At 66.6% G+C, this 16867-nt stretch carries 13 protein-coding genes and 1 CRISPR repeat array; of the genes, 5 read left to right on the forward strand and 8 right to left on the reverse strand.

Annotated features, from left to right (window positions below; genetic code table 11):
- Positions 1-405 precede the first annotated feature (405 nt).
- Together H4W30_RS23455 and H4W30_RS23460 are read right to left on the reverse strand one after the other, a co-directional pair.
- Positions 406-903: a hypothetical protein gene (locus tag H4W30_RS23455; RefSeq protein ID WP_192744831.1), complete on the reverse strand. Its 498-nt coding sequence runs from the start codon at positions 901-903 to the stop codon at positions 406-408.
- Positions 904-969: 66 nt separating this feature from the next.
- Complete coding sequence (locus H4W30_RS23460; RefSeq protein ID WP_192744832.1) at positions 970-1251, reverse strand: hypothetical protein; 282 nt, start codon at positions 1249-1251, stop codon at positions 970-972.
- 529 nt (positions 1252-1780) lie between these two features.
- On the opposite strand from H4W30_RS23460, the gene H4W30_RS23465 reads away from it, so the two are divergent.
- The 5 genes from H4W30_RS23465 (at position 1781) to H4W30_RS23485 (ending at position 11566) form a co-directional block, all read left to right on the forward strand.
- Positions 1781-2197, forward strand: a complete 417-nt coding sequence (locus tag H4W30_RS23465) for a hypothetical protein (RefSeq protein WP_192744833.1) — start codon at positions 1781-1783, stop codon at positions 2195-2197.
- A 25-nt stretch (positions 2198-2222) separates the two neighbouring features.
- On the forward strand, positions 2223-2849 hold the full coding sequence (locus H4W30_RS23470; protein WP_192744834.1) for a superoxide dismutase: 627 nt from the start codon (positions 2223-2225) through the stop codon (positions 2847-2849).
- Between the two features lie 498 nt (positions 2850-3347).
- Positions 3348-6827 (forward strand): SdrD B-like domain-containing protein, encoded by a 3480-nt coding sequence (locus H4W30_RS23475; RefSeq protein ID WP_192744835.1) that lies wholly within the window; start codon positions 3348-3350, stop codon positions 6825-6827.
- A 180-nt stretch (positions 6828-7007) separates the two neighbouring features.
- The gene (locus H4W30_RS23480; protein WP_192744836.1) at positions 7008-7379 is read left to right on the forward strand and encodes a histone-like nucleoid-structuring protein Lsr2; all 372 of its coding nucleotides are present in this window, start codon (positions 7008-7010) and stop codon (positions 7377-7379) included.
- 38 nt (positions 7380-7417) lie between these two features.
- Positions 7418-11566, forward strand: a complete 4149-nt coding sequence (locus H4W30_RS23485) for a DUF7507 domain-containing protein (RefSeq protein ID WP_192744837.1) — start codon at positions 7418-7420, stop codon at positions 11564-11566.
- A gap of 125 nt (positions 11567-11691) precedes the next feature.
- Positions 11692-12085: direct repeats of the CRISPR family, unit length 29 nt; unit sequence GTTCTCCCCGCACGAGCGGGGCTGGTCCC.
- A 595-nt stretch (positions 12086-12680) separates the two neighbouring features.
- On the opposite strand, the gene H4W30_RS23490 is transcribed toward H4W30_RS23485, so the two are convergent.
- From H4W30_RS23490 to H4W30_RS23515, 6 genes are read right to left on the reverse strand one after another with little or no spacing between them, the layout of a single operon-like run.
- Positions 12681-13082: a hypothetical protein gene (locus tag H4W30_RS23490; RefSeq protein WP_192744838.1), complete on the reverse strand. Its 402-nt coding sequence runs from the start codon at positions 13080-13082 to the stop codon at positions 12681-12683.
- The gene (locus H4W30_RS23495; protein WP_192744839.1) at positions 13079-14014 is read right to left on the reverse strand and encodes an alpha/beta fold hydrolase; all 936 of its coding nucleotides are present in this window, start codon (positions 14012-14014) and stop codon (positions 13079-13081) included. The genes H4W30_RS23490 and H4W30_RS23495 overlap by 4 nt, the downstream gene beginning before the upstream one ends.
- Positions 14015-14034: 20 nt before the next feature.
- Positions 14035-14841, reverse strand: coding sequence for an MDR/zinc-dependent alcohol dehydrogenase-like family protein (locus tag H4W30_RS23500; protein WP_192744840.1), 807 nt, complete (start codon positions 14839-14841; stop codon positions 14035-14037).
- Complete coding sequence (locus H4W30_RS23505; protein ID WP_192744841.1) at positions 14798-15247, reverse strand: hypothetical protein; 450 nt, start codon at positions 15245-15247, stop codon at positions 14798-14800. Before H4W30_RS23505 ends, H4W30_RS23500 begins: the two co-directional genes overlap by 44 nt.
- On the reverse strand, positions 15244-15456 hold the full coding sequence (locus H4W30_RS23510; protein ID WP_192744842.1) for a hypothetical protein: 213 nt from the start codon (positions 15454-15456) through the stop codon (positions 15244-15246). The genes H4W30_RS23505 and H4W30_RS23510 overlap by 4 nt, the downstream gene beginning before the upstream one ends.
- Positions 15457-15474: 18 nt before the next feature.
- Positions 15475-16863 carry a glucose-6-phosphate dehydrogenase gene (locus tag H4W30_RS23515; RefSeq protein WP_192744843.1) on the reverse strand — a complete coding sequence of 463 codons (1389 nt, stop codon included), beginning with the start codon at positions 16861-16863 and terminating at the stop codon, positions 15475-15477.
- Positions 16864-16867: the final 4 nt, after the last annotated feature.

Genomic DNA, 16867 nt, shown 5'->3' on the forward strand with positions numbered 1-16867 from the left:
CCCATGATCAACCGTTCTGATCATCGGAGGAACACCGGCCGCGCTACACGCTCAACCAGGCGTTCATCACTCAGCCGTCGGGCGTTCACCAGGACACACGGTTGATTACGCGGGGCCCCCTTCGCTCACCGGCTGAGGAATGAGTCACCGGCACCTGGCCCCGTCGGCTAGCCTGCGAGCGGGCGGGCCAGCCGTTGGGGAGTGTCGTCGACAGGTTCGAACGGTCGAAGCCGGGCTTTCCGGATCCTGAGAGGACATTTCGCGGCCCTGTCGGACCGGACCTGCCCACCACCGGTAACGCCGCGCTCCGCTTCGGTGACCGTGAACCTAGATCCCAGGTCGTCCGGGCGATCGGCGAAGAGCGCTAGCCACCCCACCAGGGACACTGACAACCTAAGTCTTGGATCAGGCTGATTCAAAGGTCATCCAGATCATTCCTGGCCGGCCTGGCGTGACAGCGAACCAGAAGAGCGCGAGAGCCAGTTCGTCGATCTGGTCTACGGGCGCGGAGCCCTCGAGCACGAGCTTGCCAAACCGGCCCTTGCGTGCAAGGGCGACGACACGGCCGTCAAGCGAAAGTGTCGAGCGCCAGCGCCGCGTGTGTTTGACTTCGTACTCGCGGCCCTGCAACCCAATCGATCCGTTGTGGTCTCGCCGTCGCGATGGCTGCGGTCTACCGTTGTCGATAGAGGCCTCTCCGGCCAGGCCTGCGCCGTCAAAGAGCTGCACCGTGTGCTGTCGGTTCGGCCAGAGACGGATGGTCTGCAGGCGGGCATTCCGCTCATGCTGCGTCCAACTCGCGTGGCGGTGACCCTGCGAATCATGCAGAGACACCGTTGTGCCCTCGGCGTCGCTCGTGGCGGTCCACCCGAACGGGGAGGCCTGTGTCTTGGGTTCGCGCATCGCGCCTCCTTAATCTCCGCGTCCCGACTCAGCTCGAACCGGACGATCCTGACGTTCACGCTGTGGTCAGAGCGGCCCGTACGAGGCGTTGCCGACAGGGTCGCGCCAAGTCAGAAGATCCTCTTCAACGAGCGCCCGGAACTGGGCGTCGCTCTGCAGCTTCCTACGGAAAGTAGCCCGTGACCGGCCCATGATCGTGGAGGGCACCAGGAGGCAGGCTACGAGCAACAGCATGATCAGGATGTACGCGCCGATCAACGCGGCCACCGTGGAGTCTCCTCGTGCATCGCTGTTGAATGCGCCGTAGCCGAACACCGCACCAAGGACGACGCCGAAGAAGACGATCATGCTGATGCCACCTCGTGCCGAGCCCGGGCCACGTGTGATCAGCGTGCGCCTCGTCTTGGGCAACCTGGAACGAACGCGCCGGCATCCAAGGATCCCCGCAACCAGGAGCCCGGCTCCGAGGAGTCCGAGAGCGACGACAGGACCAAGGCCGCCGCCCAGGACCATGACAAAGATCGCGGCGAGAACGAAAACCACGCCACCTCCGACGCCTGCTCCCCAGGCTGCTGTGGCCTTCTCTCTGCAGTACATGCGCATTAGGAAGGTATCGGCATCCAGTCACCTACCCTGGAGCATCCCCGACCTGCCCGCGATCCCGACTAGAGGGACGGTTCGCCGATCCCCGGCGCACGAGAGCGGTGGCCGCCTTGGTCAGCACGGCAGGCAATCCCCGGAGTTGTCGCCGACTACAAGAACTGTTGTTCCACCCGAGCATTACCTATCAGATCGGCGAAGCCGTGCCATCCTCGTCTGAGCCGATGAATGACAATAATTCGCAATACGGACACCGGGGATTTTCGGAAGGCGGACTGTGGAGCTAGCCATCTTTGACCATGAGCGCTCGGCTGCCAGGGACGGACGTCACTTCTTGTATGGCTTGCGCCAGGTGGCGGTTCTGGTCAAGGCACTCGGAGGCGGCGCCGTCCGTTTCTCGCACTTACGCCTCAGCAGTTTCGAGGCGGCGTTCCGGCCCGTGATGGACAAGCGGGCGACCGACATCGCCTTCCAGAGGATTCTCGCATGCCTCCACTCCGTGAGGAGCACGAGTGCGGTTCCCGAGGACTGGAGCGACGAAGCCATCCGTGCCGTCCATGATTTTGTCACCCACATCACGAGCACGACCTCTACCGGAACGAACGTCACCCTCAGTGTCGACGGAGAAGTGATCGACCGGATTCTCGTACCCCCGGGCCTTCATGAGCATCTCGGCAAGACCGTCACCAGCTGACACCACCGCGAAAGGAATCGAACGCGTGCCCGTGTACACCCTGCCGGACCTTCCTTACGATTACCCAGCCCTTGAGCCTTACATCTCCGGCCGAATCATGGAACTCCATCACGACAAGCACCATGCGGCCTATGTGGCCGGCGCGAACGCCGCGCTCGAACAGCTCGCATCGGCTCGTGAGGCCGGCGACTTCGCAGCGGTGAACCTTCACGAGAAGAACCTTGCGTTCAACCTCGGCGGGCACACCAACCACTCGGTGTTCTGGGAGAACCTCTCACCGGACGGCGGCGGCGAGCCCGAGGGCGAGCTACTCGAGGCGTTCAAGGAGCAATTCGGCTCCTTCACCTCGTTTCAGGAGCACTTCTCGGCGACCGCGGCCGGCATTCAAGGCTCCGGCTGGGCCGTACTCGGCTGGGACTCCATCGGGCAACGGATGTCCGTCTTCCAGCTGTTCGATCAGCAGTCGAACGTGCCCGCCGGGATCATCCCCCTGTTCATGCTCGACATGTGGGAGCACGCGTACTACCTCGACTACCTCAACGTCAAAGCAGACTACATCGAGGCTGCCTGGAACATCGCTGACTGGACGAACGTTGCGATCCGCTGGGACCGTGCTCGCGTTGCCGCCACCGGATTGATCATCAAAGAGTGATCGTATGACCCTTCGTTCAAAAAGCAGACTACCGGACACACTTCTGCCGCCCCACCCCTTCCGTCAATTGATGTGGTAACCAACAACGTTCATTGTCGCACCCCACAGTCCGAGCAAATACGTTCTCCCTCATTCGGGTCAACCGTGCAAGGTCGCCGGAATTTTAATCGATCCGATCAGCACGATCGGAAAAGGTGACCAGTCCCGCCGACCTATCGCCAGAGTGTTTCAAGCCTGACAAGACGACACTGGGGAGCAGTAGCCAAAGCAAATTCTCCCCCGTGCGAGGGATGAACGTTCTACTGTCCGTATCTTTGCCCAAGGTTTTCGCACCTGCCCCTCCCAATCGAGTCGGTTTTCTCTTTCAACGCAACGTCTGATACGAACTCCGTGAATTCGTCCATCAGCATCTTGCGTCCCCATGACGTCACGCCAAAAGCAGAACCGGACCATCGGCCGACGTCAGCGCATTGCCAAACCCCGAAAGGGAAAAAGAGAATGGCTCGTAGATCAAGGACACGGCTGGCGTCGTTGACGTCGGTCATGCTGGTGATGGCAGGGGTCGCTGCGGTACAAACCGCGGCCGCCCCGGCAGCGTCGGCCACGACACAGAACGGGTACGTCTTCAACGACGCGTGGCAACTCCAAAATCCTGGTTCGGCGGCGTCGCAGTACTCGGACGACTCCTTCGCGTCTTCCGCAGCGACGACGGCGACCACGTCCATTCCGCTGTCCAGTGGCGCGGTCACGGTGACGGCCGGCTTCAAGGCAGGCGCCGATCAGCTTCCCGGTACGAATGTGCTGACCAACGGCACGAACCAGGCCGCCTATGGGGCGACGGCGGCGATGTTCACCGGTGCGCCGACCCCGTCCCAGTTGCCCGCCCTGGGCGTCTTGACCGCGGCTTCATCCTGCGATGGTGCCCTCGGCACCGCGGCGCACCAGAACTTCTCAGGTGTCTGCCGAACGACTGGAGAACTCACGCTGACGTTCTCCAAGGCCGTCACCAACCCGGTCCTCGACATCTCCGGCCTCGGCGGCTTGGCAATGAACGCGGAGCAGAACAACGACGGCACCGCGGCATACGCGCGCGGCTCCTTCGACAACACGCACTGGACGATCACGTCGCCGGGCGTGCGGTTCGCGAACCCCTCCACGGGCAAGACGAACTTGACCGTCGACGGCACGACCTTGAACGTCACCAGCAACAACACGAGCGCGTACTGCGACCATCCCCAGCCTGACCCGAACAGCAATATTCCTCTGGCGCAGCGGAAGATTCCGCCGCAGTCGATGGCGGGCTGCGGTTCGGCGACGTTGCAGGGCACGTTCACCTCGGTGACGTTCCGGCTGGACACGGAGGTCAGCCCGTTCTCGAAACACCCCGGTGGAGGCACCCTCTACACCAAGAGCGGTGACCAGTACGCGGACGGCATCAACGGGCTGAACGTCGTCAACTCCGAGAAGGCGTTGCTGCCGCGTGGCGTCACTGATCTCTACACCGGCGATCTGCATCGGATCTCACTGCGGTTGCAGGAACTGAACTCGCTCGGGGACCGCGTCTGGCGCGACACCAATGCCAACGGCCTGCAAGACCAGGGCGAGCCGGGCGTCGCCGGAGTGAAGGCCGAACTGCTCGACTGCCTGGGCAGCCCGGTCGACGGGAACGGTGACGGAACTCCGGACTCCACTACGACCGGCGCCGACGGCGAATACCTCTTCGAGGGGCTCAAAGACGGCTGCTACGAAGTCCGGTTCACCGCACCGGACGGTACGGCGTTCACCGCGAAAGACGCCGGAGACGACGCGAAGGACTCCGACGCGGACACCACGACGGGGATCAGCGGCCAGACCACGCTCGGCCCCGACAAACGGCAAGACCTCACCATCGACGCCAGTCTGGTCGACAAGCCCTCGAACAAGCTGGGCGACTACGTCTGGCAGGACACCGATCGGGACGGCGTGCAGGACTCCGGTGAGCCCGGCGTGCCGGGCGTGACCGTGAACCTGCTGGACTGCCAGGGACAACCTGTCGACGGCAACGGCGACGGAACACCGGACACCACCACGACCGACGCCGACGGCAAATACCTCTTCGAGGGGCTGAAGGACGGCTGCTACGAGGTCGAGTTCGTCAAGCCCGCCGGGAAGAACTTCACCACCAAGGACACCGGCGACGACGCGAAGGATTCCGACGCGGACACCACGACGGGAATCAGCGGCCAGACCACGCTCGGCCCCGACAAACGGGAGGACCTGACCATCGACGCCGGTCTGGTGAACCCGACGTACGAGCTGGGCGATCTCGTGTGGCGCGACACCGACCGCGACGGAGTCCAGCACGACGGCGAACCCGGCGTGCCCAACGTGCCCGTCGCCTTGCTCGACTGCTCGGACCAGCCGGTCGCGGGTCCCAGCGGCGGGCCGTTGACCACCGTCACCGACGCGAACGGCCGCTACCGATTCACCGGCCTTGAAGCAGGGTGCTATCACGTCAAGTTCACCGCCCCGGACGGCGAGAGCTTCACCAAGCAGCTCTCCGGACCGGACAAGGCGAAGGACTCCAACGCCGACGTCGCAACAGGTATCTCCGACGACATCGTCCTCGGGCCGGACAATCCGAAGGACGAGACCATCGACGCCGGGCTCGTCACTCCGACGAACCGGCTCGGTGACACCGTCTGGCAGGACACCGACCGCGACGGACTCCAGGACGACGGCGAACCCGGCGTGCCCAACGTGCCCGTCGCCTTGCTCGACTGCTCCGGCCGCCCGATCACCGGGCCCGACGGCAACCCGGTCACCGCGACCACCGACGCCAACGGTAAATACCTGTTCGACGGGCTCGTGGACGGCTGCTACGCGGTGAAGTTCACGCCGCCTGCAGGCACCACCTTTACCCGGCAGCACGCCGGTACCGACACGGCGGAGGATTCCGACGCCGACCCCACGACGGGGACGACGCAGCAGGTCACCCTCGGCGCGGGCAACCGCGAGGACCTGACCCTCGACGCGGGTCTTGTCTTGCCGAACCCCATCACCTACGAGGTGGGCGACACCGTCTGGCAGGACACCAACGGCAACGGGGTGCAGGACGAGGGCGAACGAGGCGTCCCGAACGTTCCGGTCGCGCTGCTCGACTGCTCCGGCAAGCCGGTCCAGGGTCCGGATGGCAAGCCCTTGACCACGAAGACCGACGCGAACGGGCACTACCGCTTCACCGGCCTCGGCGAGGGTTGCTACCAGGTGAAGTTCACTGCCCCGGACGGACAGGAATTCACCACCGCGCACACGGGCCCCGACGGAGCGAAAGACTCCGACGCCGACCCGGCCACTGGTCTCTCCCGTCCCGTCAAGCTCGGGCCGGACAACCCGAAGGACGAGACCATCGACGCCGGCCTCGTCACGCCGTCGAACTCACTCGGCGACCGCGTGTGGGCCGATGCCGACGGCAACGGCCTCCAGGACGCCGGGGAACTCGGCATCGAGGGTGTGACCGCGCACCTGCTGGACTGCTCGGGCAAGCCGGTGAAGGGGCCGGACGGGCAACCCTATGTGGCCGTGACCGACATGAACGGGCACTACCTGTTCACCGGCCTTCGCGATGGTGGCTACCGCGTCAGGTTCGACCGGGCCACGGCCAAGGGTGACTACCCGGCCTGGGCATTCACCAAGTGGCACGCGAGGGATCCCGCCAAGGATTCCAATGCAGCGGCCGGCGGCGAAACCGGCTGTGTCCAGCTCGGCAAGGGCAACCGTACGAACCTCACCGTCGACGCGGGCCTCCGCCCGTCGGGCCCGGAGGGCGCGCCGGGGAATCCAGGGCCCGGAACGCCCGGCAACACCAGCGACAGTGGGCCGCTGGCCTACACCGGTTTCGAACTGGCCGGCATCCTCGGCTTGGCGGTGCTGCTCTTGGGCGGCGGCGGCGCGGCGCTGCTGATCGCCCGTCGGCGCAAGCCACAGGAGGAGAGCTGATCCGCTACTGAACAACCCGATCGCGGGGCGTCTCCGGCTGGTTTCCGGAGGCGCCCCGTTTTCTTATCTGTGCGACAAGACAAAGAATTTTATCGAGACCCCCGATCCTCCCTTTCCCGGGTTACCTCCGAACGGTGAATCGCGACACGAACGCAGATCAAAAGTGATCTGATCGAACACATGAATCCCACCCGGCTCACCTCTGGAAACCTTGCGCCATCTGACAGGGAATCGACGACGGAGATCGACGACCTGGACGGCTCGATCGCCCGCGAAACGGTTCATTTCAGCCTGGACGGCGTTCCCTACCAGATCGACCTGTCGGCCGAGAACGCCGCGACGTTGAGACGAACGCTCGCGCCTTATATCGCCCATGGCCGCGAAAAGGAAGAATTCCTCAACCGCAGACCACCTCCGATACCTTCCCCCACGCCGGCGACTGCTCAGAAAATTCGATATTGGGCCATGGCCAATGGATACCGGATTCTGCCGAGCGGGCCGATACCGGGTCGGATCAGATCAGCGTACAAGCGGACACACGACATCATCTAGCGCCGCATCGTGCTTCACGCGAATTTCCTGGAGAGAACATGGTGGATCAACACCTTCCCGCGATCGCCCGAAGAAGAAGTACCTCGGTCCGCGCGGCACTCGCCCTGCTGACCGTCGTATTCACGATCGTGGGGTCGGCGACGTTGCCCGCGGTACTCGGGCTGTCCGCGAACACCGCCGCCGCCGCGACCGACGCACAGTGCCACTTCGCCAGCCCTGGCACCGGCAAGTACGCCGGCACGCTGTGCTGGCTCGACTTCTCACGACTCGACGCGGCTCAGTCGGCGAGCGGCCAGGACTTCACCTTCGCGATCGGCGGCGGCAACACCGTCCACCTCAAGGCGAAACAGGTCGGCGGCAGGGTCGAACCCGCAGCCTTTCCGACCTGGTGGGGAGCCTACCTGGGGAATTCCGGTCATTACTCAGGCGTGGCGGGAAAACCCGCGCTGTACCAGACCGCGGACCACACCACCTCGACCTTGACCGTCAGCGACATCCGGGTGACCGATCCGCACGGAAACCCGGTGTCGGAATTCGCCCTCGTCGGCGCGGATGCCGAATCGACCGACGAGAAGGAGTCGATCACCTGGCAGGCAACGACACCCATCGAGTCGCTGACCGCCCAGGGGACGGATCCGGGGATCGGTAACGCGTGTGCCGGTGGATACACCGGCCTGGGAACCACCACGGTGAAATGCACAGGCGCGGGCACCGCGACGAAAACAGGCACACCGATCGTGGCGGCCCGCCACCCACAGAGCTTCACCCAGACCATGGTCGGCGGCGGCCGCGAAGCCGTCGCCTTCGGTGTACTGGTCTCCGCGCTGCAACTGACGAAAGAGGTCGCATCCCGCTTCCCCGGGGACGATTTCCAGGTCGAAACCAGCAGCCAGAGCGGCCCGCTGAAGGACGCCCAGACCGGACCGGACGGCAAGACCGCCACCACGGGCCGGCAACCAGTCATCACCGATGTGAAGGGAAACTCGTTCACCCTCACCGAGCGCGCGATCCACGGGGACTTGCGCAACTATTCGTCATCGTGGTCCTGCACCCGCTTCGGCAAGCCCGACCCCGCGCTGCCACAGGGCACCACGGTCGGAGCGTCCGCTCAGGTCCAGGTCGGAGTCGGCGATGACATCGCCTGCACCATCACGAACACGGCCCGCAAACCCGCGATCTCACTGCACAAGAACGCAGCCGCCCCGGTCGACGCGAACCACGACGGCATCAACGACCCGGGCGACACCATCGCCTACACCTTCGACGTCGCCAATACCGGAGACACGGTTCTAGCGACCGTGGCGGTCAGCGATCCTCTGGTCGGGCCCGTGACCTGCCCGCAGACCGAACTCGCTCCCGGCGCATCCGTAACCTGCACCAGCCGCCCCTACACCATCACAGGTGACGACGCGGACGCCGGCGTCGTGCACAACACCGCCACCGCTTCCGGCACTCCCCCTGGCACCGACAGCACAGTCACGTCCGCACCGAGCGAAACCCGCACACCTGTCCAGAAGCCCGCACCGAAGCTGACCTTGACGAAATCCGCGTCTCCGTCGGACGCGTCCGCGTATCGCGCCGGCCAGAACATCACGTATTCCTTCACGGTGACCAACACCGGCAACATCCCGGTCAGTGCGGTCGAGGTCGACGAAGGTGACTTCAGTGGCAGCGGCACACTGTCCGCCTTGCGCTGTCCTGACCAGCGAACCCTCGCACCGGACACGTCTTTGGTCTGTACTGCGACCTACCAGTTGACCCAAACCGACATCGACGCCGGTCAGGTCACGAACTCCGCGACCGCCCACGGCACCGCACCGGACGGCAGCGACGTGTCCACGGCGCCGGCGCGGGCCGTCGTGCCGGTCGCCGCCGCTCCGGCCGTGTCGCTGACCAAGTCGACAGACCCGCAGTCGGCAGCCCGGCCTGGTGACGAGATCACCTACAAGTTCGTGATCACCAACACCGGCAACGTCTCTCTCGCCGACCCCGTCGTGAACGAAACCCGGTTCACCGGTACCGGACGCCTTTCCGGAATCCACTGCCCGGACGGCACCCTCGCACCAGGAGCAGCAGTCACCTGCACGGCCACCTACCGTGTGACACCACAGGACGCCGACGCCGGAATGCTGGACAACACGGCCACGGCCACCGCCGCATCACCCTCCGGTTCGTCGCCGGTGTCAGAACCTTCGAGCGCACATCTGGTGATCCCGCCCGCACCCGCGATCGCGGTGGAAAAATCGGCCACCCCCGAGATGGTCGCCGCGCCCGGCGACACGATCACCTACCGCTTCACCGTCACCAATACCGGGAACATCACGCTTCACGACGTCGCCGTGCAAGACGAGAACTTCAGCGGCAGCGGCGACCTCGGTGACATCTCATGCCCAGAGACCGCGCTCGCCGCCGATCGCTCGATGACCTGCACGGCGATCTACCGCGTTACCCAGGAAGATCTGGACGCCGGGCAGATTTCCAACACCGCGACCGCGAGCGGCACACCGCCCACCGGAGACCCTGTGGCGTCGAGCCCCTCAGCCGCGACAGTCAAAACCGACCCTCGCCCAGCGCTGTCGTTGACGAAGACCGCCTCTCCCGCGGAAGCCGCGTCCGGGCAGACCGTGACCTACACGTTCCTCGTGACCAACACCGGCAACGTGTCGGTGAGCAACCCGGCCATCGAGGAAGGCTCGTTCAGCGGTTCCGGGGAGATGAGCGACGTCCTGTGCCCGCGCGACGTACTCGCCCCCGGCGACTCGGTCACCTGCACCGCTACCTACACCATCACCGATCACGACGCCGGAACCGGCTCAGTCACGAACACGGCGGCGGCGACCGCCGACCCGCCACGAGGGATGCCTCGACCGCGGTCCGCGGACGCCTCGGCGAAGGTGACGGTGACTCCCCTGCCCGCGCCCGAACTCACCCTCCGCAAGAGCGCGGACGTCGCGTCGATCTCCGCGGCCGGGCAGACGGTGACCTACACCTTCGAGATCACGAACACCGGCAAAGTACCTGTCCACGACGTCACCGTGCAGGAACGCGACTTCACCGGCACCGGCACGGCGCCCGCTCTCACGTGCCCGCCGAACAGGACACTCGATCCCGGAGCGCGCCTCACCTGCACCGCTGCCTACACCGTGACACAGCAGGACATCGATTCCGGCGAACTCACCAACACCGCGACCGCGACCGGCCGCCAACCCCGCGGCGGCTCTCCCGTGGTTTCCGCTCCGTCCACCGTCGCCTTGCCGTCGACGCGGCTGCCGTCGATCGCCCTGAAGAAGTCGGCGAACCGAACCCGGCTCAACCTCGGCGAGACGATCACGTATTCGTTCGTGGTGACCAACACCGGCAACGTCACCGTGCACGACGTCTCCATCGACGAGAACGCCTTCACCGGCTCCGGCCCGCTGATCGCGACCTGCCCGGCAGGCCCGCTCGCGCCCGGCGCCCAGGTCGTGTGCACCGCCGACTACCGAGTCAGCCAATCAGACGTCGACCGAGGAGAACTGACCAACACCGCCACCGCACAGGCGACTCCACCAGGCGGCAAACCGATCGACAGCACGGCCTCGACCGTCAAGCTTCCGGCCGAAGCTCGGCCCGCTCTCGCGCTGTCGAAAACGGCGGACGCCCGGAAACCGGTATCGGCGGGACAGGTGATCACATACACCTTCACGCTGACCAACACCGGCGACACCACCCTGACCGATCCGATGGTCCGCGAGGATCAGTTCAACGGCCACGGACGTATGTCCCCGCTCAACTGCCCCGCCAAGACGGCACTGGCCCCGGGTGAACATCGCGTGTGCACTGCGGCCTACACGGTGGTCCAAGAGGATCTCGGCGAGGACGCGATCCGCAACACCGCCACAGCCACGGCGCTAAGCCCGCGTGGCGATGTGCGGTCGGCACCGTCGACCGCGACCGTGCCAACCCCGGAGCCTCCTGGCTCCGAGCCACGGAACCCCGCCCCCGGCCCAGGGCAGGACTCCGCCCCACCCGTGGCGATCGACAGGCCGGCCAAGAGCACGGCACACACCGGCCGCGGCAAGAATGAATCCCTCGCGTCCACAGGTCTTGACGCTTTGCCGATGGCGCTGGCGGCAACGCTCCTGCTTGTGCTGGGCTCCGTCCTCGCGGTGCTCGGACGTCGACGGCGCCGGACGAGCTCGGCGTAACGTGGTTCGAGGGCCACCCTCCGCGGGGTGGCCCTCGAACCACCATGTACAACGGAAGCCGTGAGCGCAGCATTAAAGTGAACCGAAAACACCGTTTCGGCGCCTAACCCTGCAGGTCATGAAGTGTTCTCCCCGCACGAGCGGGGCTGGTCCCGCCGACCACCTTCGGTCCGGCCACCTTCGCAGGTTCTCCCCGCACGAGCGGGGCTGGTCCCCGGGCCGGATCGAGTGGGGCGAGCGGATCCGCGTTCTCCCCGCACGAGCGGGGCTGGTCCCCCTCGGATCGAGTGGGGCGAGCGGATCCGCGTTCTCCCCGCACGAGCGGGGCTGGTCCGACGAGGAGGCCGCCGATGCCACCGTCGTCGACGTTCTCCCCGCACGAGCGGGGCTGGTCCCCCGAGGTCATCGTCCACATAAGCGGTGAACGCGTTCTCCCCGCGCGAGCGGGGCTGGTCCCTCCGGGCTCGGCGTGATCGGCGGTCTGGTCGCGTTCTCCCCGCGAGAGCGGGGCTGGTCCCGCCGTGTCCCCCTCGGTCGGCCAGTGGGCCGGGTTCTCTCCCCGTGAGAGCGGGGCTGGTCCGGCATGGGCGAGGTCTGGAGCGATCAGACCAAGGTTCTCCCCGCGCGAGCGGGGCTAGTCCGTCCAATGCGACAACTGAGGTGCGGTCGTCGCTGTTCTCCCTGCGCGAGCGGGGCTGGTCCCGGTCTGACGCTGAGCGAGGTCTGGCGGTGGCTGTCCTCCCGCGCGAGACGGGTTGGTCTCCCCGCTGTGCGAGCGGTGGTCGAGGAGTCTCGCCTGTCAGGTGGCAGTTTCAAAACCTTCGTGGGGGCTGTGGCGCGACAAGCGCCTCACGGGCTCGTTCGACATCCTCCGTGGAGACCCAACCCCCGGAAGGGCGACAGAACACCTCACGCCTGCCTTGGACTGTCACCGTCAGCTCTTCGCCGGATTCCACAACGAAATCCGCGAGGTCGTTCCACAACGCGACAAAGGCAGTCCACTCGAGGTCGCGTGTGACGGGCTGCGCGAAGATCGCTTCGTAAGTCCTGCAAACTTGTGTTTCGCAGGCGTGCCGTTCCACGGTCCTTCTCTCTGATGCCGGGTTCGAAGCAGCTACATCCGGCGGCCGTTGATGCGGTAGATCCGCCCGGTCGTCCTCAAGGCACCGATATCCCAGGCTCCCCCGACACCGTCGATCATCCAGGCCACGAAGGCCCACAGGTCGCTCAGCGCTTGCTCCTCGTCCATCGGTTCGAGGCCCGGTACCAGGGCCGCGATCCGCACGCCGGCGGGAAACGGCTGCCCTGAATAGCCAACGAACACGAGTTCGTAGTGACGCCCACCCACCCTGATCACACCGGGGGCCCGGAAAGGGTCGGCATCGAGGCCGAACACGGACGAAAAGAAGGCACGGAACTCGGGATAGTGGCCGATCTGATGCTCCGCGAGCAGCGGCACGGACCGAACTCGGGCAGGCCGGCCGTTCACGACGACGACGTCGTGGTTCCTGGTCATCGGCGCTGTCCGGTCACGCGACGAACGAAGCTGGCCAGGATCTCGCCGATCTCCGCACCGGAGTCCTCCTGGAGGAAATGCCGCCCAGTCACCAAATACGGCCCTTCCGCGTGCGGCCACAACCGGGTCCAGTGGCGGGTGAACACGTCCGTGGTGAACACGTCGTCATCGCGGCCCCAGATCACCGCGGCGGGGAGCCGCATCCGGCGGACCTGTGCTTCGAGCCAGGTGAATCGCTCACGCGCGAGGTCGGCATCGTGCCCCAAAGGGATCGACCGGGGCCAGATCCAGGTCAACGCCCGCTCGTCGGCGTCGGCGAGAACCTCGACGTAAGCCGCCATCGCCTCGCGCGCGAACTTCTCGCGGTCCACCACCGACAAGTACATGCCCCGTCCGGGCATCGCGGCCCGCGCGCCCAGCAGGTAGGGACCGACGACCGGAGCGTGCATGAGTTTCCACGGCATGACACGGTGGTGGAATTCGGCCGAAGGTTCGGCCCAGGCCCACGTCGACATTACGACGACCGCCGAGGCGGCGTGCGGCCGGACGGCGATCGCCGCCAAACCCGTCGGCCCTCCCCAGTCATGGCAGACGAACGTCGCGTCCTTCAGCACCAGCGCGTCGATGAGCGCGACCAGGTTCGCGGCGTGGTTGTCGAGGGTGTGCACCGCGTGATCATGGGGTTTCTCGGACAGGCCGAACCCGATCTGGTCGGGAACGACCACGCGCAGACCGGCGCCGAGCAGTGGCCGCATGACGTCGCGCCACAGGAAGCCCCACGCCGGATTTCCGCCCAGCAGCAGGACCGTCGCCGCGTCTCGTGGGCCCGCGTCGACGTAGTGCATGCGCCTGCCGTTCACCCGCAGGAAGTTCGACTCGTAGGGGAACGAGGCCCGGACGTGGTCCGGGAGATCTGCGATCGTGCGCGCCATGAGCCGCCTTTCCACCGTCGCTAAGGAACGAGGACCGTGATGCCGATCTCCGGAATGCCATGGACGGCGTCCTTGAGCGGGAACGTCCGCACGGTGGGCACCACACGACCGAAGGCGGCTTCCGTCAGTGCCGCGTCCTCCAGATGACGCAACCCGCCCGAGAGGTTCGCGAGGGCCGAGTCCGCAGCCGATCTCGCGGACAAGTCCCGCTCCCGCAGCTGCTCCGGAGTGAACAGTGCCGGATCGGCGGCCCAGTGGACCATGCGCCCTCCGGGGGCGAGCAGGTCGAACGCGGCACGGCCCGCCTTCCCACCGACGCCGTCGAGGACCACCGTGACCGGGCCGCCCACGATGCTCGCCCCGTCGGTCAGGGCCACGGTGGCACGGACGTTGTGGGCCGATTGCGCGAGCAAAGGCCCGATCCCGTCCCCGGACGCCAGCACCAGGACCACGTCGCCAGGAACCAGGCCGGCGACCTCGACGATGCCCATCGCCCTGCGCCCGATCCCCACCATCGCCGCCGCCGACGCGTCGTCCAATGCACCCGGCAGCTTGTGCAGGGCCTCGACCGAGGCGACCACGTGGTCGGCGTAACCGCCACCGTCCGGTCCCAAGTGGACGGCGACGCGCTTGCCGCGCCATCGACGCGGTACTCCTTCGCCGAGCTTGTCGACGACTCCGGCCACCGCGTGCCCGGGAATCGGTGCGTCCCCGCGGTCCACGACGCACGCGTTCACGGCGATCCGGACCTGCCCCCGGCCCGGGCTGGGCTCGGGAACCCGCTCATAGACCAGTTTTCCCGGCTTGTACTGCCGTATCGCGTGCATGTTTCTCCTGAGAACGGGCCCGTGCCGCCACATCGGCGTCGGAGCAGAAGCCAAGACCGGTGCGTTTGAGGCACAGCAGGCCGAGCAGCCCGCCCTCTCCGTCCGCCACGGCCAGCCGACGACGGTGCCCGCGCATCGCCAGCCACGTTTCGAGCAGATCGGCGTCGGGGCGGACCACCCGGCCGGTCAGTCGTCCCGCGCGCCACGCGGGCATCCCGCCGGGCAAGCCGTCGAGGTCCGGCCGTTCGACGACGCTCACCAGTACCGCGCCCGCGACGACCAACGCCACGTGCACGTGGTCGTCGCGGAACAGTTCGCGTACCTGGGTGACGGTCGCCGTGTGATCGAGCAGCTTCGGCGCGCGGAGCATCGCCTCGGCCACGGTCGCGCCACCGAAACGGGTCACTCGGGGTCGTTCCATTCGGTGTCGGCGCGATCGGCCGCGGCGGTGCGTTCCCGGGCGATCTCCAGCGCCCGGCGAGCGGTTTCCTCGTCGGGGTACGGGCCGAGCAGGTCCACCCCACGCGACCGGCGGCCCCGTTCGACCTCACCGGTCCTCGTGTTGAAGTACCAGTCCTGCTCCGGCCCGGTGCCGGTTTCCTGGATCCAGTTCATCGATGCCTCCCGGCTGATTCAGGTGCCCGGCAGCCACGGCGGCTGCCAGGCGGGATAACCCTCCACCAACGTGTCCGCCGCGGCCGGGCCCCACGTGCCGATCGCGTACGGTCGCGCGGGCGGCGGATAAGCGAGGAGGGGTTGGAGGATGCGCCAGCTCTCGTCGACCGCGTCCTGCCAGGAGAACAGCCGGTCGTCGCCGTCCAGCGCGTCGGCGAGCAGGCGCTCGTAGGGCGAGCGAGGACTGCCGAGGTCCCGTTCGAAGGTCGTGTCGAGCCGGATCGGCCGCCAGCGCCCTCGACTGTCCAAACCGGACAGAGTCAGCCGGAGCGCGGGGGTCGGCGAGACGCGGAGCACGATCTGGTTGGCCTCGACCTGCGCCGCGTCGGGCAGGAACCGCAACCGGGGCGTGTGCCGCAGGAACAGCCGCACCTCCGTGGCACTGTCCGGCAGGCATTTGCCCGCTCGCAGGAAGACCGGCACGCCGGCCCAAGGCCAGCTGTCGATCCCCAGCTTCAGCGCGACGTAGGTTTCGGTGTCCGAACCCGGCGCCACGCCGGGCACGGCGTGGTATCCCTCGTACTGCCCGCGCACGGCGGTGTGGACGTCCACCGGCTGGATCGCCTTGAGCACCTCGAGTTTCTTCGCCCGCAGCTCCGCCACGCCGGATCCGATGGGGGCGTCCATCGCGATCAGCGCGAGCAGTTGCAGCAGATGGTTCTGAACGACGTCCCGCAGTGCTCCGACCGAGTCGTAGAACCGGCCGCGTCCGGCGACGTCCAGCCGCTGCGCCATGGTGATGTGCACGGCCTCCACGCTCTCGCGATCCCACAACCGTGCCATAGCGTGATTCGCGAACCGCAGGTATTCGATCTCGATGACCGGTTCCTTGCCGAGGAAATGGTCCACCAGCAGGATCTGCCGGTCGTCGAGCACCTGACGAAGCCGTGCGCGCAGTTCCCGCGCCGAGGCCAGGTCGTCGCCGAACGGCTTCTCCAGTGCCACGCGCGCGTCGGCGAGGAGACTCCTGGCGAAAAGCCGTTCCACGACCGGCGCGAACAACGACGGCGGCAGCGCGAGGTAGTACAGCGGCCGCCGGACGTTCGCCAGCTCCTCGGCAAGCACCTCGTACAGGTCCGGGTCGTTCGCGTCACCGCCCACGTAGGTCAGGCGGCGCACCAGGCGCGTGAAGACCGCTTCGTCGAAGTATTCTCCGGATTTCTCGATCGCCCGCCGCGCAAGCTCCCTCAGGTCCGAAGTGGACAACCCGCCGGAAGCGACGCCTACCACGGGGCAGCGCAGCACTCCCCGCCGTTCCAGCCGGTACAGCGCGGGCAACGTCATCTTCGCCGCGAGGTCACCGGTGATCCCGAAGATCACGAGCGCTCCGGCGGTCCAGTCCCCCATCGCC

The organism is Amycolatopsis roodepoortensis (assembly GCF_014873915.1).
In the GTDB taxonomy this organism is placed as follows: domain Bacteria; phylum Actinomycetota; class Actinomycetes; order Mycobacteriales; family Pseudonocardiaceae; genus Amycolatopsis; species Amycolatopsis roodepoortensis.